Source organism: Paenibacillus sp. ISL-20, assembly GCF_018613005.1.
GTDB lineage: Bacteria > Bacillota > Bacilli > Paenibacillales > Paenibacillaceae > Paenibacillus_AQ.
In genome coordinates this window covers 22,055-41,499 of record NZ_JAGGRD010000017.1, presented here as the reverse complement: position 1 = coordinate 41,499, position 19,445 = coordinate 22,055, and the positions used below count along the sequence as shown (strand labels likewise).

Genomic DNA, 19,445 nt, shown 5'->3' with positions numbered 1-19,445 from the left:
TACACCTCCCCCATTCCACTGCTTATTTGATCCCCGAATGCGCCATGGTCGTGATTACTCTTCTCTGGAAGATCAAAAAGATGAGCAATGACGGTAAAAACATGATTAATGCTCCTGCCGCCGCAGCTCCCTGTCTAGCTACCGAGTTACTTAGCCCAGATGTTAATGTGCTCATGTAAAACGGCAGTGTCTTCATGGAATCTTCTTGCATGAATAAAGTTGATGTCTCTACATTCCCCCATGCCGATTGGAAAGCAAGGATTGAAATCGTTGCAATAGCAGGTGTAACGATTGGCATAACGATGCGCAGGAAAATTGTGAATTCTTTCGCGCCATCGATCTTCGCTGCTTCCAGCAACTCGTTCGGCACTTGGTCCATAAACTGCTTCAATAGGAATACGCCCACTGGCATGGCAACAAGTGGCAGTACGTGACCTAAATAAGTGTTCATAATCCCTAGGCTTTGAATGACGATAAAGCGTGGAATCGCGATGGCTTCTGTTGCGAATAGCAACGACAGCATAATTAAACCAAGTACAATTTTCGAACCTGGGAATGGATGCTTTGATAAAGGATAGGCACACATCGCTCCTGTGATAACCATGGAAACGCTAGACAACAAGGTAACTACAATACTGTTAAATACATACCTGGATACCGGCACAATGGTGCTTGCCGTCATGGCAAACAGTTCGGAGAAACTCCCCGTTGTCGGCTCCCTAACAATAAATGTGGGCGGGAACATGAACAGCTCATGCAATGGTTTAAATGCATGGTTGAACAAATAAATGAGCGGAAGGAGCATGAAAATGGCAAGCGGCAAGATACAGATGGCAATCCATATTTGTGCTCGATCGATCAATCTCAGAGCTAATACAAAGTCGCTCCATTTTATTTTTAATTTCCGCTGCATGGCAGTCATCCGTGCCTCTTGCATTATTCATCCTCCTTCGGTGCGAATAAATAACCGAAAAATTTACTTAACACATAACACATCAGAAGAACGACGATAGAAATCGCACTCGCGTAACCGAGTTCGAAACGAATAAATCCATAGTCATTGATATGATCAATTAATAATTGACCCGCATAATTCGGAGTCGGGTTCGTACCCGACAATTGAACCCCAATACCTCCGGATTTAATCGTATGAACGATTGCCATAATGGCTGCGAACATCATCTGCGGCTTCATCATTGGAATGGTGATGTACCACACTTCTTGAAGACGGCTCGATATACCATCAATTCGTCCTGCCTCGTACAATTGTCTATCCACATTGAGAATACCGGCCAAGATGGCCAAGAAACCAATACCCATAGAAGACCATATCGAGACAATGATCATAATATTGAGCAGGTAGTCTTTATCGAGTAAGAATAAAACCGGCTGATCAATGATTCCCCATTTGAGCAAAAAGCTGTTAATATAACCCGATCGGTCCCCGGTAAACATAACCGTCCAAACGACTGCCATCGCAACACCTGCAGATAACGAAGGAGCATACATGGCAAGTGCATACCAAGTGCGCATCGTTGTTGGCAGCTGAGCAATTAACCAGGCTAACAGAAAGGCTAAGATGTAACCGACTGGCCCTACGAATACGGCAAACTTAAACGAGTTAGGCAATACATACTGCAAGAAAATAATGTCCTGCGAGAATAAATTCTGGTAGTTAAGCCAGCCCCGCCATGATGGAAAATCAAAGGCATTAAAATAAGTGAAGCTTAACAGAATGCCTGAAACAACAGGAATCAGGATAAATATGATGAACATCGCCATAAACGGCAAAATAAACAAGTAAGATAAGCGGTACTTCCACATGTCTTTCAACAAATAATGGATCCGTTCCGAAATGCTGGGCTTCGTCTTACCGAGCTTGGCCTTAGCTCCGTTCACCTTTTCAGAAAGAGCTGCTGCATTATCTGTCATTCAGAATTGCTCCTTTCCAAGGTTCCGTAATTCGGATCAGATCGAGCTTCTTCAACACTTGCCCGTTTTCATCGATATAATTGAACTCTTGCTGTTTACGCTTCATCTCTCGGTTTATTTCTTTAACCGCCTTCTCTAATGCAATCCTTGGATTTACTTGATCAATGGCTGCATTGTTCCAAGCAAAACCAAGTTCTCGAGCCGTCATATATCCTCCCGGTACATTGGGCCATTCTTGCATCCACTGCCATTGATCCAAAATAACGCTGAGATCATCCTGTTTCCAAGGCATATTCGCAAACGCATGAACATTAGCTGAATTCCAGCGGAAGGTTTCACCGCGATATTGCTCCAGATTAAGTCCAAACTCGGTTTGAATATCTTCGGACATATACCATTTCACAAAATCCCAAGCGAGATCGCGTTTCTCTTTCGGCGTATCATTGAAAAGAATGTTCGCTGTCGGTGCTCCCCCGGCAGCCCATCTTGCAATCGTACCGTCTGCCTGCTTTGTTCCAGGAATAGGAGCGATTGCCCATTCATTCATAATTTCCGGTGCTGCGACCAGTAGCTGCATGTATGTATTGAAATCTGAAATACCGATCGGCATGGTTCCATCTCTAAACTGTTGATAGAAACTGTTCACTTGTCGTTCCATTCCGTACACATTGAACATTTCCGTCCATTCTTTGAACGCTTCAAAAGCCTTAGGTTCGTTCAATGCACTCGTCAGTCCGTCTTTCGAATACAACTCCACGTTATTTTGGAAGAACAGATACGAGAAGTTATCCGGCGGGATGTAGAAGTTGCTTTCGTTCTGCAATAACGTCGGCAGAATCTTGTATACATCATCCCAAGTATCCGGAACAGATAGGCCAAGCTGATTCATAATATCCTTGCGATAAAACATGATGTTAAAGTTATTGGTCTCCGGTATACCATAAACACCACCGTCATAACGGTAAGGCTGCATAATACCTGGATGGAATTGATCTAACAATTCCTCCGAATCCGGGAATTTTGTAAAGTCATAAATGGCATTGCGCAATGCATAATCAAAGATCGATGCACTCGGTACCCCAATCGCTATATCAGGTAATATCCCGGCTGCTTTACCGAGAACTACCAAATCTGCCGACTGGACCAAATTGATATTCACTTTAATGCCATGCTCTGGTGTAAATCGTTCATTGGCAAGCTGCTGCAGCTCATCGACGTAATCACGCCCTTTGAACATCCAAATATTCAATTCATCTTCTGCATTCCGATCAAGCTGGTTCTTGCTTGAAAAGGAATAGAACAACGTAACGATCGAGTTCCATAATTTCTCGAAGAAGTTTGCCTCTATTCTAGGCAGTTTTGTATCGGGGGCAGCTACATAAATTCGATCAATTTGCAGCGGAGTATTCATCAAATCCACACGCTGGGCCTCAATTTTCTCTTGCATCGTTCCGATGGTTAACTGACTATAAGGAATTTCATTCGGATCTTTCAATAAATCTTCTAAATCTCGCACACTGGATTTAAAGGATTGTGACACATTGTCTCTTACCTTGTTGATTGCGAGCATTTCATCTGTAAGTTTGTTGAAGCTATCCCTTAATACTTCAAGTCTCTTGGTCATACCCGGAATATCTTTCTCGATATTCCATACGCGATACGCATCTGTGCTATTCCCTGTGGCAATACGAAGTTCTCTGGAAACGTCGCGAAGTTCCTTCGACATCTGATCGATGTCGGCTATGACGGGGATATAAGGCTCGACAGTTGCTTCCATCTTGAGCGAATGCTTTCCTTTTGTGAAATAGAAATCAAATAATTCCCCATCCGTATTAGCAAGCGATACCTTTTTCCAGTCACTGTTATATGGGAACGGAACGTTTTTCATTTCGTTAAAAGGAATTTCACCGTCAATATAAATATTTCGGAATACCGTAGCATTTTTACGCAAATTTTGTTTCACACGGAATGTCAGATGGTATAGGCCATCTTCCGGAACTTCAAAGTCCCAAGTCACCGCTTGACCGCCTTTGTTCCAACCCGTACCACCCAGCGTATTAAATCGAACGAGATCGAGTGACTTAGGCTCAGATAACGGACTCCGATCGTATTGCGTTTGAATCGAAGAGGAGTTTTTAAGACTGAACTGTTCACCCTCGATGACAATGGCTTCCTTACTGCCGCTTGCTGCATGAGTTGGATACGTTTTTCTCACGTCTTCATAATTGGCAATGTCTTTAGGGACTTGTAAACGGAATGATTTCAGCGCGACCGACTGGCGAATCGTCTCTATACGAATCGTGTTTTCCCCTTTGTTCAAATGCCATTGCAACGGTTTGCTATAAGACCCCTCAGAATCACGAAAGGAAGTCGTTTTCCAACCCACTTCTTCGTCAATTAATGAGCGTATTTGATTACCCTCATCATCATATTTCTCTGGTCTCACCTCAGAGAATCGCCGTTCCAACGAAACGGAATGTGCCTCTCGAAACGGATATTCTCCATTGATCTGGACACTCATGATCACCGACTGGCGCCCGAGCCCATCCTTTGAAAGAAACGGGTGATAATCCGTAGCCAGTTCATATAAGCCTTCTTGATCTACATTTACTTTGTACTCTACCCAGCCTTTAGGCTGAGACCATAGAAGAACATCATGCTCGCCTTCATAAGAGCCCACGGAGACGACAGCATCATCCGACTTCGCATGATACGATTTAGCATCAATCAGAGCCTCCTTCGCTCCCACCTTAACCTTCTTCTGCTCCCATTCTTTCGATATGGTATAAAAATAAGGCTCATGGCTCGAAAAATCTTGAGTACGTGTATCCGGACTGCTTGATTCTGCAATCTTGGGATCACCTTGTGCGTTACCTGGCAACACCGGATTACCTATAAGGGCTACGGATAAGATAACGAGCAATAATCGGTTAAGAAATTTAATACTTCTCTTTACCATTCGTATCCCTCCATCACTTTGTTAATAGAAGCCCTGTATCTTTATGGAAAAATAATGCTTTGTTCATATCCACGGCGACAGCAGTTCTCATTCCATCGTCAAAGTGATAGCGTGGGTGAGCACGGGCAACTAGATATTTCTCCAACCCTATATTCATATGGTAGTAACGGTCAGATCCAACAAATTCACTTAATTCCATCGTTCCGTTAATAATCGACTGTGGATACGCTTCCAACATAATTTCCTCAAAGCTAATGTTTTCTGGCCGCATTCCAATAATGATTCCTCGATCTACGAGATTCATCTGTCTTATCGCATGAGCTTGCTTCTCTGTGAGCTTAAGCCCGAAGCGCTTCGTATGGAATTCAAGGAACCCTTCACGCTCTTCAATTTTGCCGGTCACAAAATTCATCGGCGGGTTTCCGATAAAGTTAGCAACGAACAGATTAGCTGGTTCATTATAAATAACCTCTGGCGTATCTACCTGTTGAACAATCCCCTTCTCCATGACCACAATACGATCGCCCATCGTCATCGCTTCAATCTGATCATGGGTAACATAAATCGTCGTGACACCGATTTTTTTGTGAAGCCGAATAATTTCCGAACGCATCTGCACACGCAGTTTAGCATCCAAGTTGGAGAGCGGTTCATCCATCAGAAATGCCTGTGGTGTACGAACAATCGCCCGACCAAGTGCAACACGCTGGCGCTGACCGCCAGATAATTCTCTTGGTTTACGGTCCAGATAGTTTTCAATTTCCAGCACACGGGCAGCCCGTTTAACCGATGACTCAATTTCATGTTTCGGAAGCTTTCTCATTTGCAGACCAAAGGCAATATTATCGTAGACAGACATGTTCGGGTATAACGCATAATTTTGGAATACCATCGATATATCACGGTCTTTAGGCGGCATATCATTCACAATGGTATCGCCAATATAAATTTCGCCTTCTGAGATATCTTCTAATCCCGCGAGCATACGTAATGTTGTCGATTTACCACATCCTGAAGAACCTACAAAGACAAGAAATTCCTCATCCTCAACTTCGAGGTTAAAGTCTTTCACTGCGTATTCTTTATATTTCCCATAACGTTTGTGAACATGATTAAATATAATTCTCGACACAAGAATTCCTCCCTTGCACGATCCCATTTTTCCCAGTCAATACCTTGGTTTGAATCTTTTGGTCATGAAATATCTATTGTCCCTTAGCCATGGCATCTTTGATTTTCGCCTCAGATTCTTCCTGCAATACTCTTAGAAACTCTGGAATATTCATATCTGACTCAGAGAATTTCATTAGGCTCCCTGAAAGATCCACATATTGACAAAATAAACACAGACAGGACTAATGTGAGTTTCAGCTTCATATAACGCTCCCCCTAATGCATTTCATGTTTATTTCTTAGATTGCTCTTCCTTGATCTTAATTTCCGACTCTTCCTTCAGTACACGCGTGAATTCCGCTACATTCAAATCGGTAGTGGCAAACTTCGTGAGTGCTTCATTGATCGCAACATGCCGATCCCACGGACTTTTACGTGCAGGTGGTTCAGCAAATGGATTTTGGAACATCGCAGTCACATTTTTGCCTGTATACGTTGGATCATCTGCACCGAACAATTTCCCATCCTCTTGGCTTAAGGATACGGAAGGAGTACCCATTCTCATCCGGTATTGTATCTGGTATTCAGGGGAGATCACGTAGGTTAACACTTGCAATCCTGCTTCTTTATGTTCACTGAAATCATTGATAATCCATGGATGAGCGCCTGGTTTAGGAGCGATTCCCGGCATATCTGCAAACGACGGAACGGGAACCATATCCATATTTTTCTCATATTCAACTCTCTCTTCCATTTCTCCACCAAACCAAGTTAGGAAGCCATGCCAGTTCACGACCATTGCAGCTGTTTTACCTTCAAATTTACTTTGTTCTTCTGGATTATAGATGTTGGGTATACTGAAATATTTCTTGAGAACTTCCATCATCTTTGCAAATTTAGGATCTTTATCAAACAATACTTCACCCGTCTCTGGGTCTGTATAGTTCATCGATAATTGATTAAATAACGCTGTTGGCATGGCCCCTAGATCAAGGCCACTATATTGAACACCGTCCTTCTTGACGGTCAGCTGCTTCGCCAGATCAATAAGTTCATCCCACGTCATATTGTCAGATGGATAGTTGACACCTAACAGATCAAAGATTTCCTTGTTATAGTACAATGCGAGGACATCGCCAGCATCGGGAAGACCAATCAGACGTCCTTCTTTGTCCCTTGAACGTAATTCCTGAAGCAGCTGTGGATTGACTCCACTTAAATCAACGCCATACTCGGCAATCATGTCATCCAGACCGAATACCATCTCAAGTTCTTCAAACGGTGCTTGACCGGTGTAACCTAATACAATATCAGGAACAATACCTTGCGCACTTAATTCCTGCATATTCTCAGCCGTCCCGTTCCAGTCAACATGCTCGACGGTCACATGGGGGAATTGCTCTTGAATCGGATCAATCATTCTCGGTGTGAAATAGTCGATTCCCCAAGGCGTCGCTATCTTAAGCGTTACGGGTTCATCGCTAAATTGTTTGACAGGCTCTTTCGGTTCCTCTTCCTTACCTTCCTCCGTGTTTGTATCCGTATTATTGGTATCCGTCGCTTCAGACTGGCTTTCCGGTTCATTAGCTGTATTATCCGAGCTGCTGCAAGCGGTTACAAAAATGGTAAGCATAAGGCACAGTATCATAAGTACATTCCACATTTTTCGGTTTATCATCACAATCCATCCCCCTCACATATATGAACTACAAATTTTTAAAAAAGCATCCCCCCGTAATGTACGGGGTTAGTTACTTCTCTGGCTGATGCTCAGATTGTTCTCGAGTCCCCCCCCCACATAGTAGATAGCAATTTGGCGGATTGAAGGCACACCATCATAATCTGTTATTTCTAATTGAAGACCCCGAACTTTAATCGCAGGGATGCGAATAATTGCTCTATGTCCAATGTTTCTTCCTTCGTACACCGTGATGGACCGATGTGTTTTTTCAGTCGTGACGTTAATCCGAAAACCCCGCACATGTTCTCCGTGCGCCAAATCCTCTCGAATCAGGATATGATCGATTAAATGAGGTTTCGTTGCCTCATAAGACCATCCTGACTTATTCTGCGAACACTGTTCTATTGAAGCAATAGGATTATCGAATCTTCTACGAATCTCACTACCCATTGCCTGTAACTGTGCTGTATCTTTCGCAGGTAACAAACCTTCTCGATCCGGTCCGATATTTAATAGCAAGTTAGCACCTCGACCTACCGAATAATAATACAAGCCCATAAGTTGATCTAGACTCTTGATGGTGTGCTCATCACTATCACTGTAGAACCAATTCGCCCGCATCTGTACATCGCATTCAACTGGTAACCATATATGTTCACCCAATGCATCTTTCTGCTGGGTTAAAATCGAGAATTCCGTTGCATCTGTAACATTCCAGCAAGGAATCGGCGCAATTCCGTCTTCATTACCTACCCACCGGAAATTAGGATCACCCATATTAAAAATTAAAATATTCGGCTGCAGTCGGCGAATCTCACCCATAATCCTTGCCCAATCATATTCATGACCTTCAGAGCCGCAACCATCAAACCACAGAATATCAATGTCTCCATAATCTCCAAGCAGTTCCGTAATTTGATTAACAAAGTAATCATCATATGCACGGGCATCCTGATTATAAAAATCTGCCGAGCCGTCAAATGGAGAATAATATAATCCAGGTTTTACATCATACTTACGGCATGCGGCGATGAACTCCCTCACCACATCCCCGGTTCCCTCTTTCCATGGGGACTCAGCCACAGTGAATGAACTATACTTCGATGGCCAATTAGAGAAACCGTCATGATGTTTGGCTGTCAATACCGCGTAGTTCATCCCAGATTCTTTAGCTGTTCGAATCCACTGCTCGCAATCTAACCGAACGGGATTGAATTCCGAAGGTGACATCGAGCGCTTATCAAAATCAACATACCCCTCATAGAATGTACGCAGACCAAAATGCAAAAACATACCGAACTCCCAACCCTGATACTCTAATTGCCGAAGAGTAGGTTTAATCATCGAATTCGTTATCACAAAGACCCCCCTCAACTTTTTTTCTAATCTTAACAATTCTGTTGTGAAGGTGGTGTGAAGATGTTGCGTATTTCATGTGATGATCCATAACGATAAATAGCAGTAAGAACGAGTGTCCTTACTGCTATTTAAGGGGTTAATTATGTATTAGTGATTCATTCATGTAGACGCTTTGTTTAACAGCAACTGCTGCATGAAAGCAATTTGAATAACACCCATGACAACAGCACAAATAGGTATCGCTATAATTACTGCTGCGGGGCTCCATAAATAGTGAAGTAGCAAGCTAATGACGCCTGAACTAATCATCATGACAATAATAATACCTGACGTGTTAAAACTTGACGCTTGAAAATAACGTCTGCTCTGACGGAATGCTGCATCAACATTCAATTGATTAACAACGATACAATATTCTACATAAATAAAGATGACTCGGAGAACTACAAATATAACAAGGGATAAGAACAGTCCGATAACACCTAGAAACGCTGCCAATAACGTTGTAATGGCTGTCTTTGCTGCTGTTATGATCATAAACAAGAAGATAAAGCGGACCGCGTATTTTTTGCCGTCTTTCATAAATTGACCGATTGATATTGGACTGCCTTCCACAACATTACGCAAAGAAGCGATATACCCCCCCTGAGCAAAAGCCATCAGTAACAGCATGAATATAACAGGAATCCACGCTCTCACAGATATCGTATCACCCATAAACTGCATTTGATTGATGAGCTGCGGAATATTACTAACATAACTGACCGATGGAATCCCCATCTCCAGAATAAGACGTATGGATAGTGAAGGTACACCAATAAAACCAACAATGATAAGCCCAATAATGAATGATAACGCATCCAAAATAATCGGATACATAATAATTAATGGGTTTTTGAATAGCAAGCGGAATGTTTTTTTCATGATGAAGTAAAACCTCCGTCACAACTTATATGGCGAATATGAGTTCGCCAGCAACTCGTTTTTGGGCGTTCGGACTAACGGAATATCAATTCGAAACATCGAACCCTCACCTATCTTACTTTCTGCTTGAACAGTTCCCCCTTGAGCTTCAATCAGTGCTTTAGCAATACTTAATCCAACCCCGATTCCACCTGTATTTCTAGTACGTGCTTTATCTGCCCGATAAAACCGGTTGAAAATAAGCGGCAAATCTTGCTCCGATATCCCTATGCCATTATCTCTGCAATAAATAGTAACCATTTCTTTGTGATCAATCGTGATTCCCACATCGATGCTCCCTCCAATTGCCGTATACTTGATCGCATTGGAAATAATATTCGTCATAATTTGGACGAAACGGTCAGGATCTACTTCCACGTGACAAGGGGTATAGATGGTATGCAGAGTAAAGTTTATATCTTTGGCTTTAGCTAAGAAGATTAAATTCTCGTAAACATCCCTCACCAGATTTCGTATATCGATTAATTCAATATCAAGCTGGAATTTAGCTCCCTCTGCTTCAGACAATTTTTCCACATCATCCACAAGGCGGCATAGCCGATCAATTTCGGCGTAAATACGATTTAAATTCTCTTCATTCGCTGGATAAATACCATCAATAAGCGCCTCCATTCTGGATAGCATAGAGGTTAGCGGAGTACGAAGTTCATGTGTTAAATCTTGCATCGATTGCTCCCGCCAGTGTTCTTGGTTATTCAAATCTACAACAAGCTTATTCATAGAAGTAATTAGCTGATTCAGCTCCAACGTTCCCGTTTCGGAAATTAAAGTGTCCCTATGCCCCCCAGCAATACGTTTCGCCTGAAGGCTGCTTAAACGAAGCGGCTTCGACAATCGCCTGGCAAGAAGATAACAAATAACTACCATAAGGCATAATAAGATGATGGTAATACCACCGCTACCTCCAAATAAAGCAAACGAAAAAAACGATGCGGAAGGAAGATTGAAATCATTATCCAAATCAACCGTAGCATCCAAAATTCCGATTAACTGGCCATCGACATAAATCGGACTGCTCGCCGTGAAGGGCCGACCATATTGCTGACTTTCCAGCCCTGAATCATACAGCACTTCTTCATGGCCCGGAGCATAGTAACGTATACTCATCGAATATACATTAACTGCTTGTTTAAGCCAGTCCATCTTCTCGATCGATAGCTTGCCCGGTTCTAGATGAGTGCGCAAAGTAAAGGCAATTTTCTGCGTTTGATCCTCTACAAACTTCATCTTATAAACCTCTATTGAACGATCAAATGAAAGACGGGATAAGAAAGAGGTCGCTAACAAAAAGATCAAAGATGTCAAAATAAGGGAGATAAACAGAATGCAATGGGTCTGGCGTAATCTATTCCACAATTCCATTAGTACTCTTCATCCGGATGGAACGTAAATTTATACCCCGCACCAATTTTAGTTACAATATAAACTGGATTTTTATGATCTTCTTCAATTTTTTTGCGGATATTTTTTATATGCGTATCTGTCGTTCTCCCATCACCAATATCTCGATAACCTTGAACTTCATAAGATAAATCTTGTCGACTATATAACTTATTTGGTTTTTTGAGCAAAACACTTAACAGCTTAAACTCTGTAACCGTTAAATTCACGAGTTTACCGTTTACGTATACTTCCTTCGATTCAAAGTTTATTTGAAGTCTTCCTTTGTTAAATCGCATCACAGTTCGGCTATTTATAGAGAGCATCTTCATTCTTCGCTCCAGAGCTCGAATTCGAGCGATGACCTCTTTCATGCGGAAAGGCTTCGTAATATAGTCATCCGCACCTAGATTAAGACCATTAATCGTATCGATTTCACGAGCCTTGGATGTGATCATTATGATCGGCATGCTGGAAGACCCTCTCACTTTCCTACAAACTTCTTCCCCTGGTATGCCATGAATCATCAAATCCAGAATTAATAAATCAATTTTAAAGTTATGAATTTTTTGCAGGGCATCATTACCTTCTTCCGAGGTATATACCGTCCAACCTTCATTCACCAGATATGATTGTAATATATTGCAAATTGATTCATCATCTTCAACGATTAGAATGTTCATGCTATATTTCTTCCTCCCAATAGCCTCTTCGCTGCTAGCAGTATCTTTATGCCAAATCGGCTTTTCAATTTTCAAATGATCTCTGAAAATCGGATTAAGAGCGAGCGGTGCTGTTGCCAATTTTTTGTTCTTACTTCAAGTTTACGTCCGTAATTCGTAAAGCTGCCCCCTTTGCTGCAAATGATACATTCCATTTCCTCCTTATCCGTATGTTGCTATGGCACGTGCATTTGGAAATTTGTTGAGCATATTTCTCGTGAGAACGCTTCCTAGAATTAACTATTTGCCATGCAGGTCTCAATTCCTTTTTTATGTACCATGTAAATCGATGATTCTCGCCTCGTCGATTTAATTGGAATGCCTCCTTTGGATAAAAAAAACCTATTCCGACAAAGCTCGGGATAGGTTTCTCCTTAATTAACATAATTGTACCTGCCTCTATTTCTTACTTTCTTTCTCTTTCAATATCGCATCATATTCTTCAACCATTTTTTGCGTAAGAAGGTATTGACATCTTCTTTGCCCTTCAATTTAATAAACTCTGCGGTCTTGTCATCAATAATGTTGGCTTCATAATAGAAAATATCGGGGCCAAAAGGTGAATAGACCGGTTTAGCCGCTTCTCCTTTATAGGCAGCATCAATGTTGTATACACCCACATTATCTTCTCCTGCCATATATCGTCGTATTTCGGGGTCCTTAACGACTGGTGGAGCTCCGCCAATGGATAAATTCTTCTGGTTCTCATCGGAAACTGCGAATTCTAACACTTGAAATGCTTCTTTAATGTGTTCGCTGTTCGGGTTAATAGCCAGTGTAAGCGGTACGTTGTTTGGCAATATACCCGGAAGTTCACTCCAGCTTGGGTACGCGGACATGCCAAAGTTCAGCCCCTCTGTATGAGCATATAAGTTGGCGCTATTTACAAAGGATAGGATCATTGCAACATTCCCTTTATCAAATCCAAAATTATCTTTCTCCGATTCTGCGGGAACATTGTCCGGGATACTCACAACACGTTGGATTAGATTAAAATATTTTGCGAAAGCAGGATCTTTCTCGAACATGATTTCTCCTGTTTCCGGATTCGTACCAGGCGCGGATAACTGAAGCAGCGATTGGGATAGACCACGTGTAGCTAAGCCAACGTATGTGCTGTCACCATGCTTCCCTGCAATCTTCGCTGCCTTTTCGAGAACTTCATCCCCATGTTGGTGTTTCACTTGGGTATTCAATACCCATCTTATCGAAAATATCTTTGTTATAGAATAGATTCACGACGACGTCTTCAAAAGGTAAACCAAGTAATCTTCCCTGCTGCTCGGGATCACGTAACCGAATTGCATCAATTGCGCCATCACGGAATTTAGTCAAATCCAGATTACTTTCAGCAATTAAACTATCCAAAGGATAGGTCATTTCTAACTCATCTAATGTCACGAACGGGTCGGTTACGAGCATAATATCTGGTGAATTATTCGCGGCATTGGCTTCCTGGATTTTCTCAGCAGATGCAAATGCACCAATATGTTCAATTTTAATATTCGGGTATTTTGCCTCCAGTGCATCCGAGAGTCGGCTTTTAACTTCTTCCGCACCCCAAGGTGTCATAAATTTAATCGTCACTTGCTCACCTGAATCGGTTACATCTTCTGTCTTATTCTCATCTGATATGACTTCATCACTGTTTGGACTTACGCATGCAGAGAGTAAGATTGAAACAAGGAACGTAGAAATAAGTAACATAAACCGTAGTTTTTTGAACTTTTTCATAATATGCCCCCATTCGAATTGTAGACTCGCCATGTAAGCCCTTACACTAAATCGTACAGAATATACTTATAGTGACGCGTTCCCCTCCTTTGGATATAAAAACCCATCCCGACAAAGGTCGGGATAGGTTCTATCATTTGGGATCAAGGCCGCTATCCTCCGGCTTGCAGTATCCGAATGCATCAAGTATGTAAGGTGGGCTCCAGCACCCGTTCGGTTTGGGTCTTAGACATGTTTCGCTGGGCAGTTACCAGCTTGTAATATATTCCTTGCTTCTCGATCAATTCTTCATGGGTCCCGATTTCTGCAATGACTCCTTTATTCAGTACAAGAAGTCGATCCGCATTTTTCAATGTGGCCAGTCGATGTGCTATGGCAATTGTTGTCCGGTTCTTGGTGACACGCTGCAGCGCTTCTTGGATTTCCGATTCTGTCTCGATGTCTAGCGAAGCCGTTGCTTCATCCAATATTAGAATTCTAGGATTGTTCAACACGGCTCTAGCAATGGCAAGCCGCTGTCTTTCACCACCTGAAATATTGTTCCCGTTCTCCTCTAATCTGGTATCATAACCGTCTGGGAACTGGCTAATAAAATGATGAGCATTGGCTATTTTTGCAGCCTGTATCACTTCTTCCATCGTTGCCTCTGGTTTTGAATACTTGATATTATTCATTATCGTTCCACTGAACAAAAATGTCTCCTGCAGCACAACCCCGATTTGAGAACGTAAATCTTCCTGCTTGATATCTCTAATGTCCACACCGTCGATGCTTATCGTTCCTTCATTGACATCATAGAAGCGGGAGATAAGATTGATAAACGTAGACTTTCCCGATCCCGAGTGACCAACGAGTCCTATCATTTCCCCCTGCTTGATATCGACATCGATGGACTTGAGCACGGGTTCATAGGATCGGTATCCGAAGGTAACATTCTTAAAACTTATCGTCCCATCAATCTTGTGCTTCGTGGACTTCGCCGTGTCGGTGATCTCCGGCTGTTCATCAATGACCGAGAATACTCGCTCTACAGAAATGAGGGCGTTAGCGATCCATCTAGGCATATTCATTAACCATCCAAGCGGACCATAGATCATGGCTGCGTAGCCAGTAAACTGAACTAATTCACCGAGGGACAGCCTCCCGCCCAGAATCATATTACAGCCTACTAGCAATACAAAATATTGTCCAATCTGGATCAAGTAATGGGAAATAGGCGATAAATAACTGTATACTTTTTCACTCCGGATTGTAGCTAAGGCATACTCCCGGTGATATGCTCTGAACCGCTTAATCTCCCGCTCCTCTTTACCGAATGCTTTAACCACTCGAATCCCGCTCAGCACATCATGCAGGAATGAATTGGCTTTATCATGAACCCGCCACTGCTTGCGAAAGAGCTTTTTAAGCACGACTTTCCAAACAAAATATTGAATATAAACAACGATCGGCGCCGGCAAAATAATAATAAGGGCAAGCTGCCAGTCTGTGTGAAATAGCAGGAAACTCACAGCGGCCAGCATGATGATTTGATAAATAGCCATCGAAAACACTTCTTGAATCAAATTCCGGATGCGATCTGTATCAGAATTAATTCGGTTCATGATATCGCCAGCACGCTGCGAGGTTAAGAATCCAAGCGACAAGCTTTGAATCTTCTCAAAGACAAGATTACGCAGATCCGCTGCAATTCTTGAACTTACACGGGCCATAATCCTACCCCTTAATACCCCTAACAACTCTCCTGCTACTAAACCAAATGCAATTCCAGCGAGAGCCATTAGAAATATCCGCGTACTTGGGTTTACGCCGTCTGGCGGCTGCAAAGCCGAGTTCACAAGTATTTTTTGAAAATAAGGGCCGGTTAGCGTAACAGCCGACATGATTAATAGAACGGCGAGTGCCGTGATCAATATTTTCCAATGTGACTTCGAAACATCCCAGAGTTTCTTAAAGGCAGCTCCTTTATTCATACACTTCGGACATAACCTAGTACCTTTAACAAGGTAGCCGCCGCATTGTGAGCATACATTCTCGCTCTCATTGTTGTAGATCCGGATCTTACTGTTCGAAGCCATGTAATTCAGAATTTGAGCAATGTAAGAGAGCCTTGCCGCATGCTGCATCGTGCACCGGATGATGATCCTCGGGGTCTGCATATGCGTCGCCTCCATGATCACATTTCCGATTAAAGGAACAACCTTATAATCATGTGCCTCATGAATTGCACAGGTTTCGGTAACTGTCCCATTGTCTACGTGGACCCACTTGGTCTCCCCAATCACAAAATAACCATCCGTCCTACGGCTATCAAACGATAAATCTGCGGGGACGCAATACGTAATATTTTCTCCTAAGGCTCGCTGAACAGCTAGAAGATCTTGCTCTGATAGCTTAAATTGAAGGTTCATCGCAGCCTCCCCTATATATACATTTCTACCAGTCGATATTCCTTCTCACTTAAATGCTTGATATCCTCGATGACGAATCGGTTCCCATCCACATCGATAATTAACAGCTTGCGATCTGTTACGAGCTTCACATTCCCTCCGCCGCTACGAACCGTAAACCGAACACTCCCGGACACGGTTTCCGTCTCCCAGTAGGAGTACCCGAATTCTTCTTTAATTCTGATCAGTTTCGTGATCTCAGGAGCAAAATATCTCATTTTTATTTGCTCCTCAAGTAGGCTAACGGTATCCTTCGGAAAATCTTCATCCAAAGACTTGATGATGCCAATCTCTTTATTCTCACTTGTGCGAACAGATATATATTCTCTTCTATTGGTGTGTGGGAAGGAGCAGTGCAAATATACCGCCGGATATTTTTCATCATTCACTTGAACCCTAAGCATTTGGCCTTCTGTTTTTATAAACACTGTGTTATCAGCCGTTAAATAATTCATGCTCGCTGCGACAGACAAATCGGATTGGTTAGGTACCGTGATTTGCATTAAAAGATTAACCCACCCTTCTCATGCTCAGCGCTTCATCATGCTTTTGTACTAAGCCATGGTATACGCCTTTTATCATCATTAATTGTTCATGTGTCCCTTCTTCAACAACCTTGCCTCCATCCATAACCAGTAAGTAATCCGCATTTCTTAATGTAGACAACCGATGTGCGATCGCTATCGTTGTTCTACCTCGGATTAACGTTTCAAGCGCTTCTTGTATTTGAAATTCTGTCTCCGTATCCAGTGATGCCGTTGCTTCATCCAGGATTAAAATTTGGGGATTATGCAGAACCGCTCGTGCGATGGATATTCTTTGCTTCTCTCCACCAGACAGAATATGACCTCCAGTACCAACGATCGTGTCATAACCATCGGGCAGCTTTTCAATGAAATCATGTGCATTCGCAATTCGAGCAGCGTTAATGATGTCATCCAGCGAGCATTCAGGATCAGCGTAAGCAATATTCTCGGCGATTGTTCCCATAAACACATATAGCTCTTGCGACACAATCCCGATGTTTTTGCGCATCGTGTCGATTTGGAGATCTTTTACGTTAACTCCGTCTATCACGATTTCACCATCTGTAACATCATATAGGCGAGAAATCAGATTCACGAGTGTGGATTTACCGGCACCCGAGCGTCCCACGACACCGATCATCTGGCCTGGTTTTGCATGCATTGACACATCTTTCAGTATCAGCTTGTTCGGCTCATAACCGAAGGTGACATGGGAAAGGCGAATATCGCCATTCAAGCGCTCTATAGGAATCGCATCCTCCTTTTCTACAACATCGGAGACGGCATCCTGTATTTCAAAAATGCGCTGCGCCGCACTCATACAACTGGACCACCAATTGACAATGTTATTCATAAACTGTAGTGGACCATACAGCATGTAAATATAACTTATAAAAGTCATGACTTCACCGAACGAGAGACTACCCTGCATCACCCTCCAACCACCAAAAGCCCAGATTAAGATGCCCCCAAATTGAGTAAGGATCGTTAATATCGGGAAGATTGTACTGCTCATCAGGTTAAAGGACTGTTCCGAGTCTGAGTAGGATGAATTCGCTCTCTGGAAACGCTCAAGCTCTTGACGTTCTTTCCCGAATGCTTTCACAACTCGCGTACCCTGTATCGTATCACTGATCATGGCGTTGAGCATGCTCACACGTCGATGTCTCCGCCAGGACAACCGCCATAGCTTAGGGAACACCCATCGTATCAGCAGCAAGACAAATGGAATCGGGATGAAGCAGATCAATGTGAGTTTCCAGTCCATAATCAACATAATGGTTGTAATACCGATGATATTCATGGCATTGACGATAAAGTAAGAAATGCCATCTACGAAAAAATACTGCAATTCTTGCGCATCATTGCTAACCCTTGTCATAAGCTGACCCGTCTGTTTTTTCTGAAAAAAACTAAGCGATAACCGCTGCATCGCAGCGAACACACTTGCCTTCAAATCAAATACTACATTCGCCGCCAATCTGGCATTTATCGTGCTAAATAGGATCCCGAACAATAAGGAAATCGTTCGAAAAACAAAAATGAGTAGGATCACGAGACCAATTCGTCCAGCGAAGTCTCCGGTATTCCCAAGGGCTTGGTCGAACAATACCGTACCTTGCAGATAAGGTATGACAAGACCTGTAGCGGAATTGAGCAGCATAAACAGGACAATGAAAAACATCAGAAGTTTATACTGTCCAGCAAATCTAAGCAGCCTAGAGAATATGGCATGCTTCTTCATACATTTCGGGCAAATTTGCCTGCCTTCTTCGGGATATCTCATTCCACATTTCGGACAAGTGATGTTCTCCTGGCGATCTACAACCTCTTCATCGCTAATGTCTTCTTTCTTCTTAATCTTAGTAAAGATCGAGACAAACTTGGCAGCGCTCCCCATCTGTCCATTCGTAAATGCTCCGATGACCCGCTCCTCATCCTCTTGTAGAACAACGATACCGGAGGCGATTAAATTGACGGTGAATACAGTTTCAATATTGTCGATATCAATGGACTCTACATTCGCCGTATCTCCTTGGAATGACACAACTAAAAGCTTTTCCTTACTCAAAATTAAATACGTGCTTGCGAAGCCTTCGCCATCCAACCTTCGATCACATAACATCCAGTAGATAACGTCATAAGGCTCATGAGGTTGTATCGCAACAATCACTTCATGCGGTAAGCTTTTGATCATGGGCTCCCCTTTCATCATTCGATACATCCATAATTCCGAATATTTTTTATTAGAACCCCAATAGAGGTTGTTCAAAAAGTCCGCTTTTGATCACGAAGCGAATCAGGAAGCAGCTCGGCATCGAATCTTGAATTCAGCCGGGCCTTAGCGGATGCTTACGAAGTCATGTTTCCTACGGAAACATCTTAGGTGCTCACGTACCCATAACGTACGCTCCGCTCCTCACTCCCTAGCTTCATCCAACTGAAGCGTTTTGAAAAAACGCACATCGGAAGCATAAGCTCCGGTGCTGAAAATCGACCTTTTTGAACACGCACCAATAGGTATTTATCCCCTGTAAATATATTATCAACTAAGATGTGAAGATAGTGTGTGTTCTTAGGTAAACTAAAACAAAAAAGCCGCGA

The 19,445-nt window shown here is 42.7% G+C and carries 14 protein-coding genes; all 14 read right to left on the bottom strand.

The window, feature by feature from the left end; all coding sequences use genetic code 11:
* Positions 1 to 22: 22 nt before the first annotated feature.
* On the bottom strand, positions 23 to 913 hold the full coding sequence (locus J7E85_RS10035; protein WP_251035624.1) for a carbohydrate ABC transporter permease: 891 nt from the start codon (positions 911 to 913) through the stop codon (positions 23 to 25).
* A gap of 23 nt (positions 914 to 936) precedes the next feature.
* A complete protein-coding gene (locus tag J7E85_RS10030; protein ID WP_076325476.1) occupies positions 937 to 1,932 on the bottom strand; it encodes a carbohydrate ABC transporter permease in 996 nt (331 codons plus the stop codon).
* Positions 1,922 to 4,891, bottom strand: coding sequence for an extracellular solute-binding protein (locus tag J7E85_RS10025; RefSeq protein ID WP_215157377.1), 2,970 nt, complete (start codon positions 4,889 to 4,891; stop codon positions 1,922 to 1,924). Before J7E85_RS10025 ends, J7E85_RS10030 begins: the two co-directional genes overlap by 11 nt.
* Before the next feature lie 13 nt (positions 4,892 to 4,904).
* A complete protein-coding gene (locus J7E85_RS10020) occupies positions 4,905 to 6,023 on the bottom strand; it encodes an ABC transporter ATP-binding protein (RefSeq protein WP_076325478.1) in 1,119 nt (372 codons plus the stop codon).
* 273 nt (positions 6,024 to 6,296) lie between these two features.
* Entirely contained in the window at positions 6,297 to 7,682 is a 1,386-nt protein-coding gene (locus J7E85_RS10015; RefSeq protein ID WP_215157375.1) for an ABC transporter substrate-binding protein, read from the bottom strand.
* Between the two features lie 69 nt (positions 7,683 to 7,751).
* On the bottom strand, positions 7,752 to 9,044 hold the full coding sequence (locus tag J7E85_RS10010) for an alpha-L-fucosidase (protein ID WP_215157373.1): 1,293 nt from the start codon (positions 9,042 to 9,044) through the stop codon (positions 7,752 to 7,754).
* 159 nt (positions 9,045 to 9,203) lie between these two features.
* Positions 9,204 to 9,968 carry a hypothetical protein gene (locus tag J7E85_RS10005; protein ID WP_076325480.1) on the bottom strand — a complete coding sequence of 255 codons (765 nt, stop codon included), beginning with the start codon at positions 9,966 to 9,968 and terminating at the stop codon, positions 9,204 to 9,206.
* An 18-nt stretch (positions 9,969 to 9,986) separates the two neighbouring features.
* Complete coding sequence (locus tag J7E85_RS10000; RefSeq protein ID WP_215157371.1) at positions 9,987 to 11,255, bottom strand: sensor histidine kinase; 1,269 nt, start codon at positions 11,253 to 11,255, stop codon at positions 9,987 to 9,989.
* A gap of 134 nt (positions 11,256 to 11,389) precedes the next feature.
* Positions 11,390 to 12,211, bottom strand: coding sequence for a response regulator transcription factor (locus J7E85_RS09995; RefSeq protein WP_251035621.1), 822 nt, complete (start codon positions 12,209 to 12,211; stop codon positions 11,390 to 11,392).
* 341 nt (positions 12,212 to 12,552) lie between these two features.
* Positions 12,553 to 13,314, bottom strand: coding sequence for an extracellular solute-binding protein (locus J7E85_RS09990; RefSeq protein WP_215157369.1), 762 nt, complete (start codon positions 13,312 to 13,314; stop codon positions 12,553 to 12,555).
* Positions 13,292 to 13,864, bottom strand: a complete 573-nt coding sequence (locus tag J7E85_RS09985; RefSeq protein WP_215157367.1) for an ABC transporter substrate-binding protein — start codon at positions 13,862 to 13,864, stop codon at positions 13,292 to 13,294. Before J7E85_RS09985 ends, J7E85_RS09990 begins: the two co-directional genes overlap by 23 nt.
* Positions 13,865 to 14,046: 182 nt before the next feature.
* Positions 14,047 to 16,275 carry an ABC transporter ATP-binding protein gene (locus J7E85_RS09980; RefSeq protein ID WP_215157365.1) on the bottom strand — a complete coding sequence of 743 codons (2,229 nt, stop codon included), beginning with the start codon at positions 16,273 to 16,275 and terminating at the stop codon, positions 14,047 to 14,049.
* An 11-nt stretch (positions 16,276 to 16,286) separates the two neighbouring features.
* On the bottom strand, positions 16,287 to 16,817 hold the full coding sequence (locus J7E85_RS09975; RefSeq protein ID WP_215157363.1) for a DUF1854 domain-containing protein: 531 nt from the start codon (positions 16,815 to 16,817) through the stop codon (positions 16,287 to 16,289).
* A gap of 7 nt (positions 16,818 to 16,824) precedes the next feature.
* On the bottom strand, positions 16,825 to 19,038 hold the full coding sequence (locus J7E85_RS09970; protein ID WP_215157361.1) for an ABC transporter ATP-binding protein: 2,214 nt from the start codon (positions 19,036 to 19,038) through the stop codon (positions 16,825 to 16,827).
* Between the last annotated feature and the right edge of the window lie 407 nt (positions 19,039 to 19,445).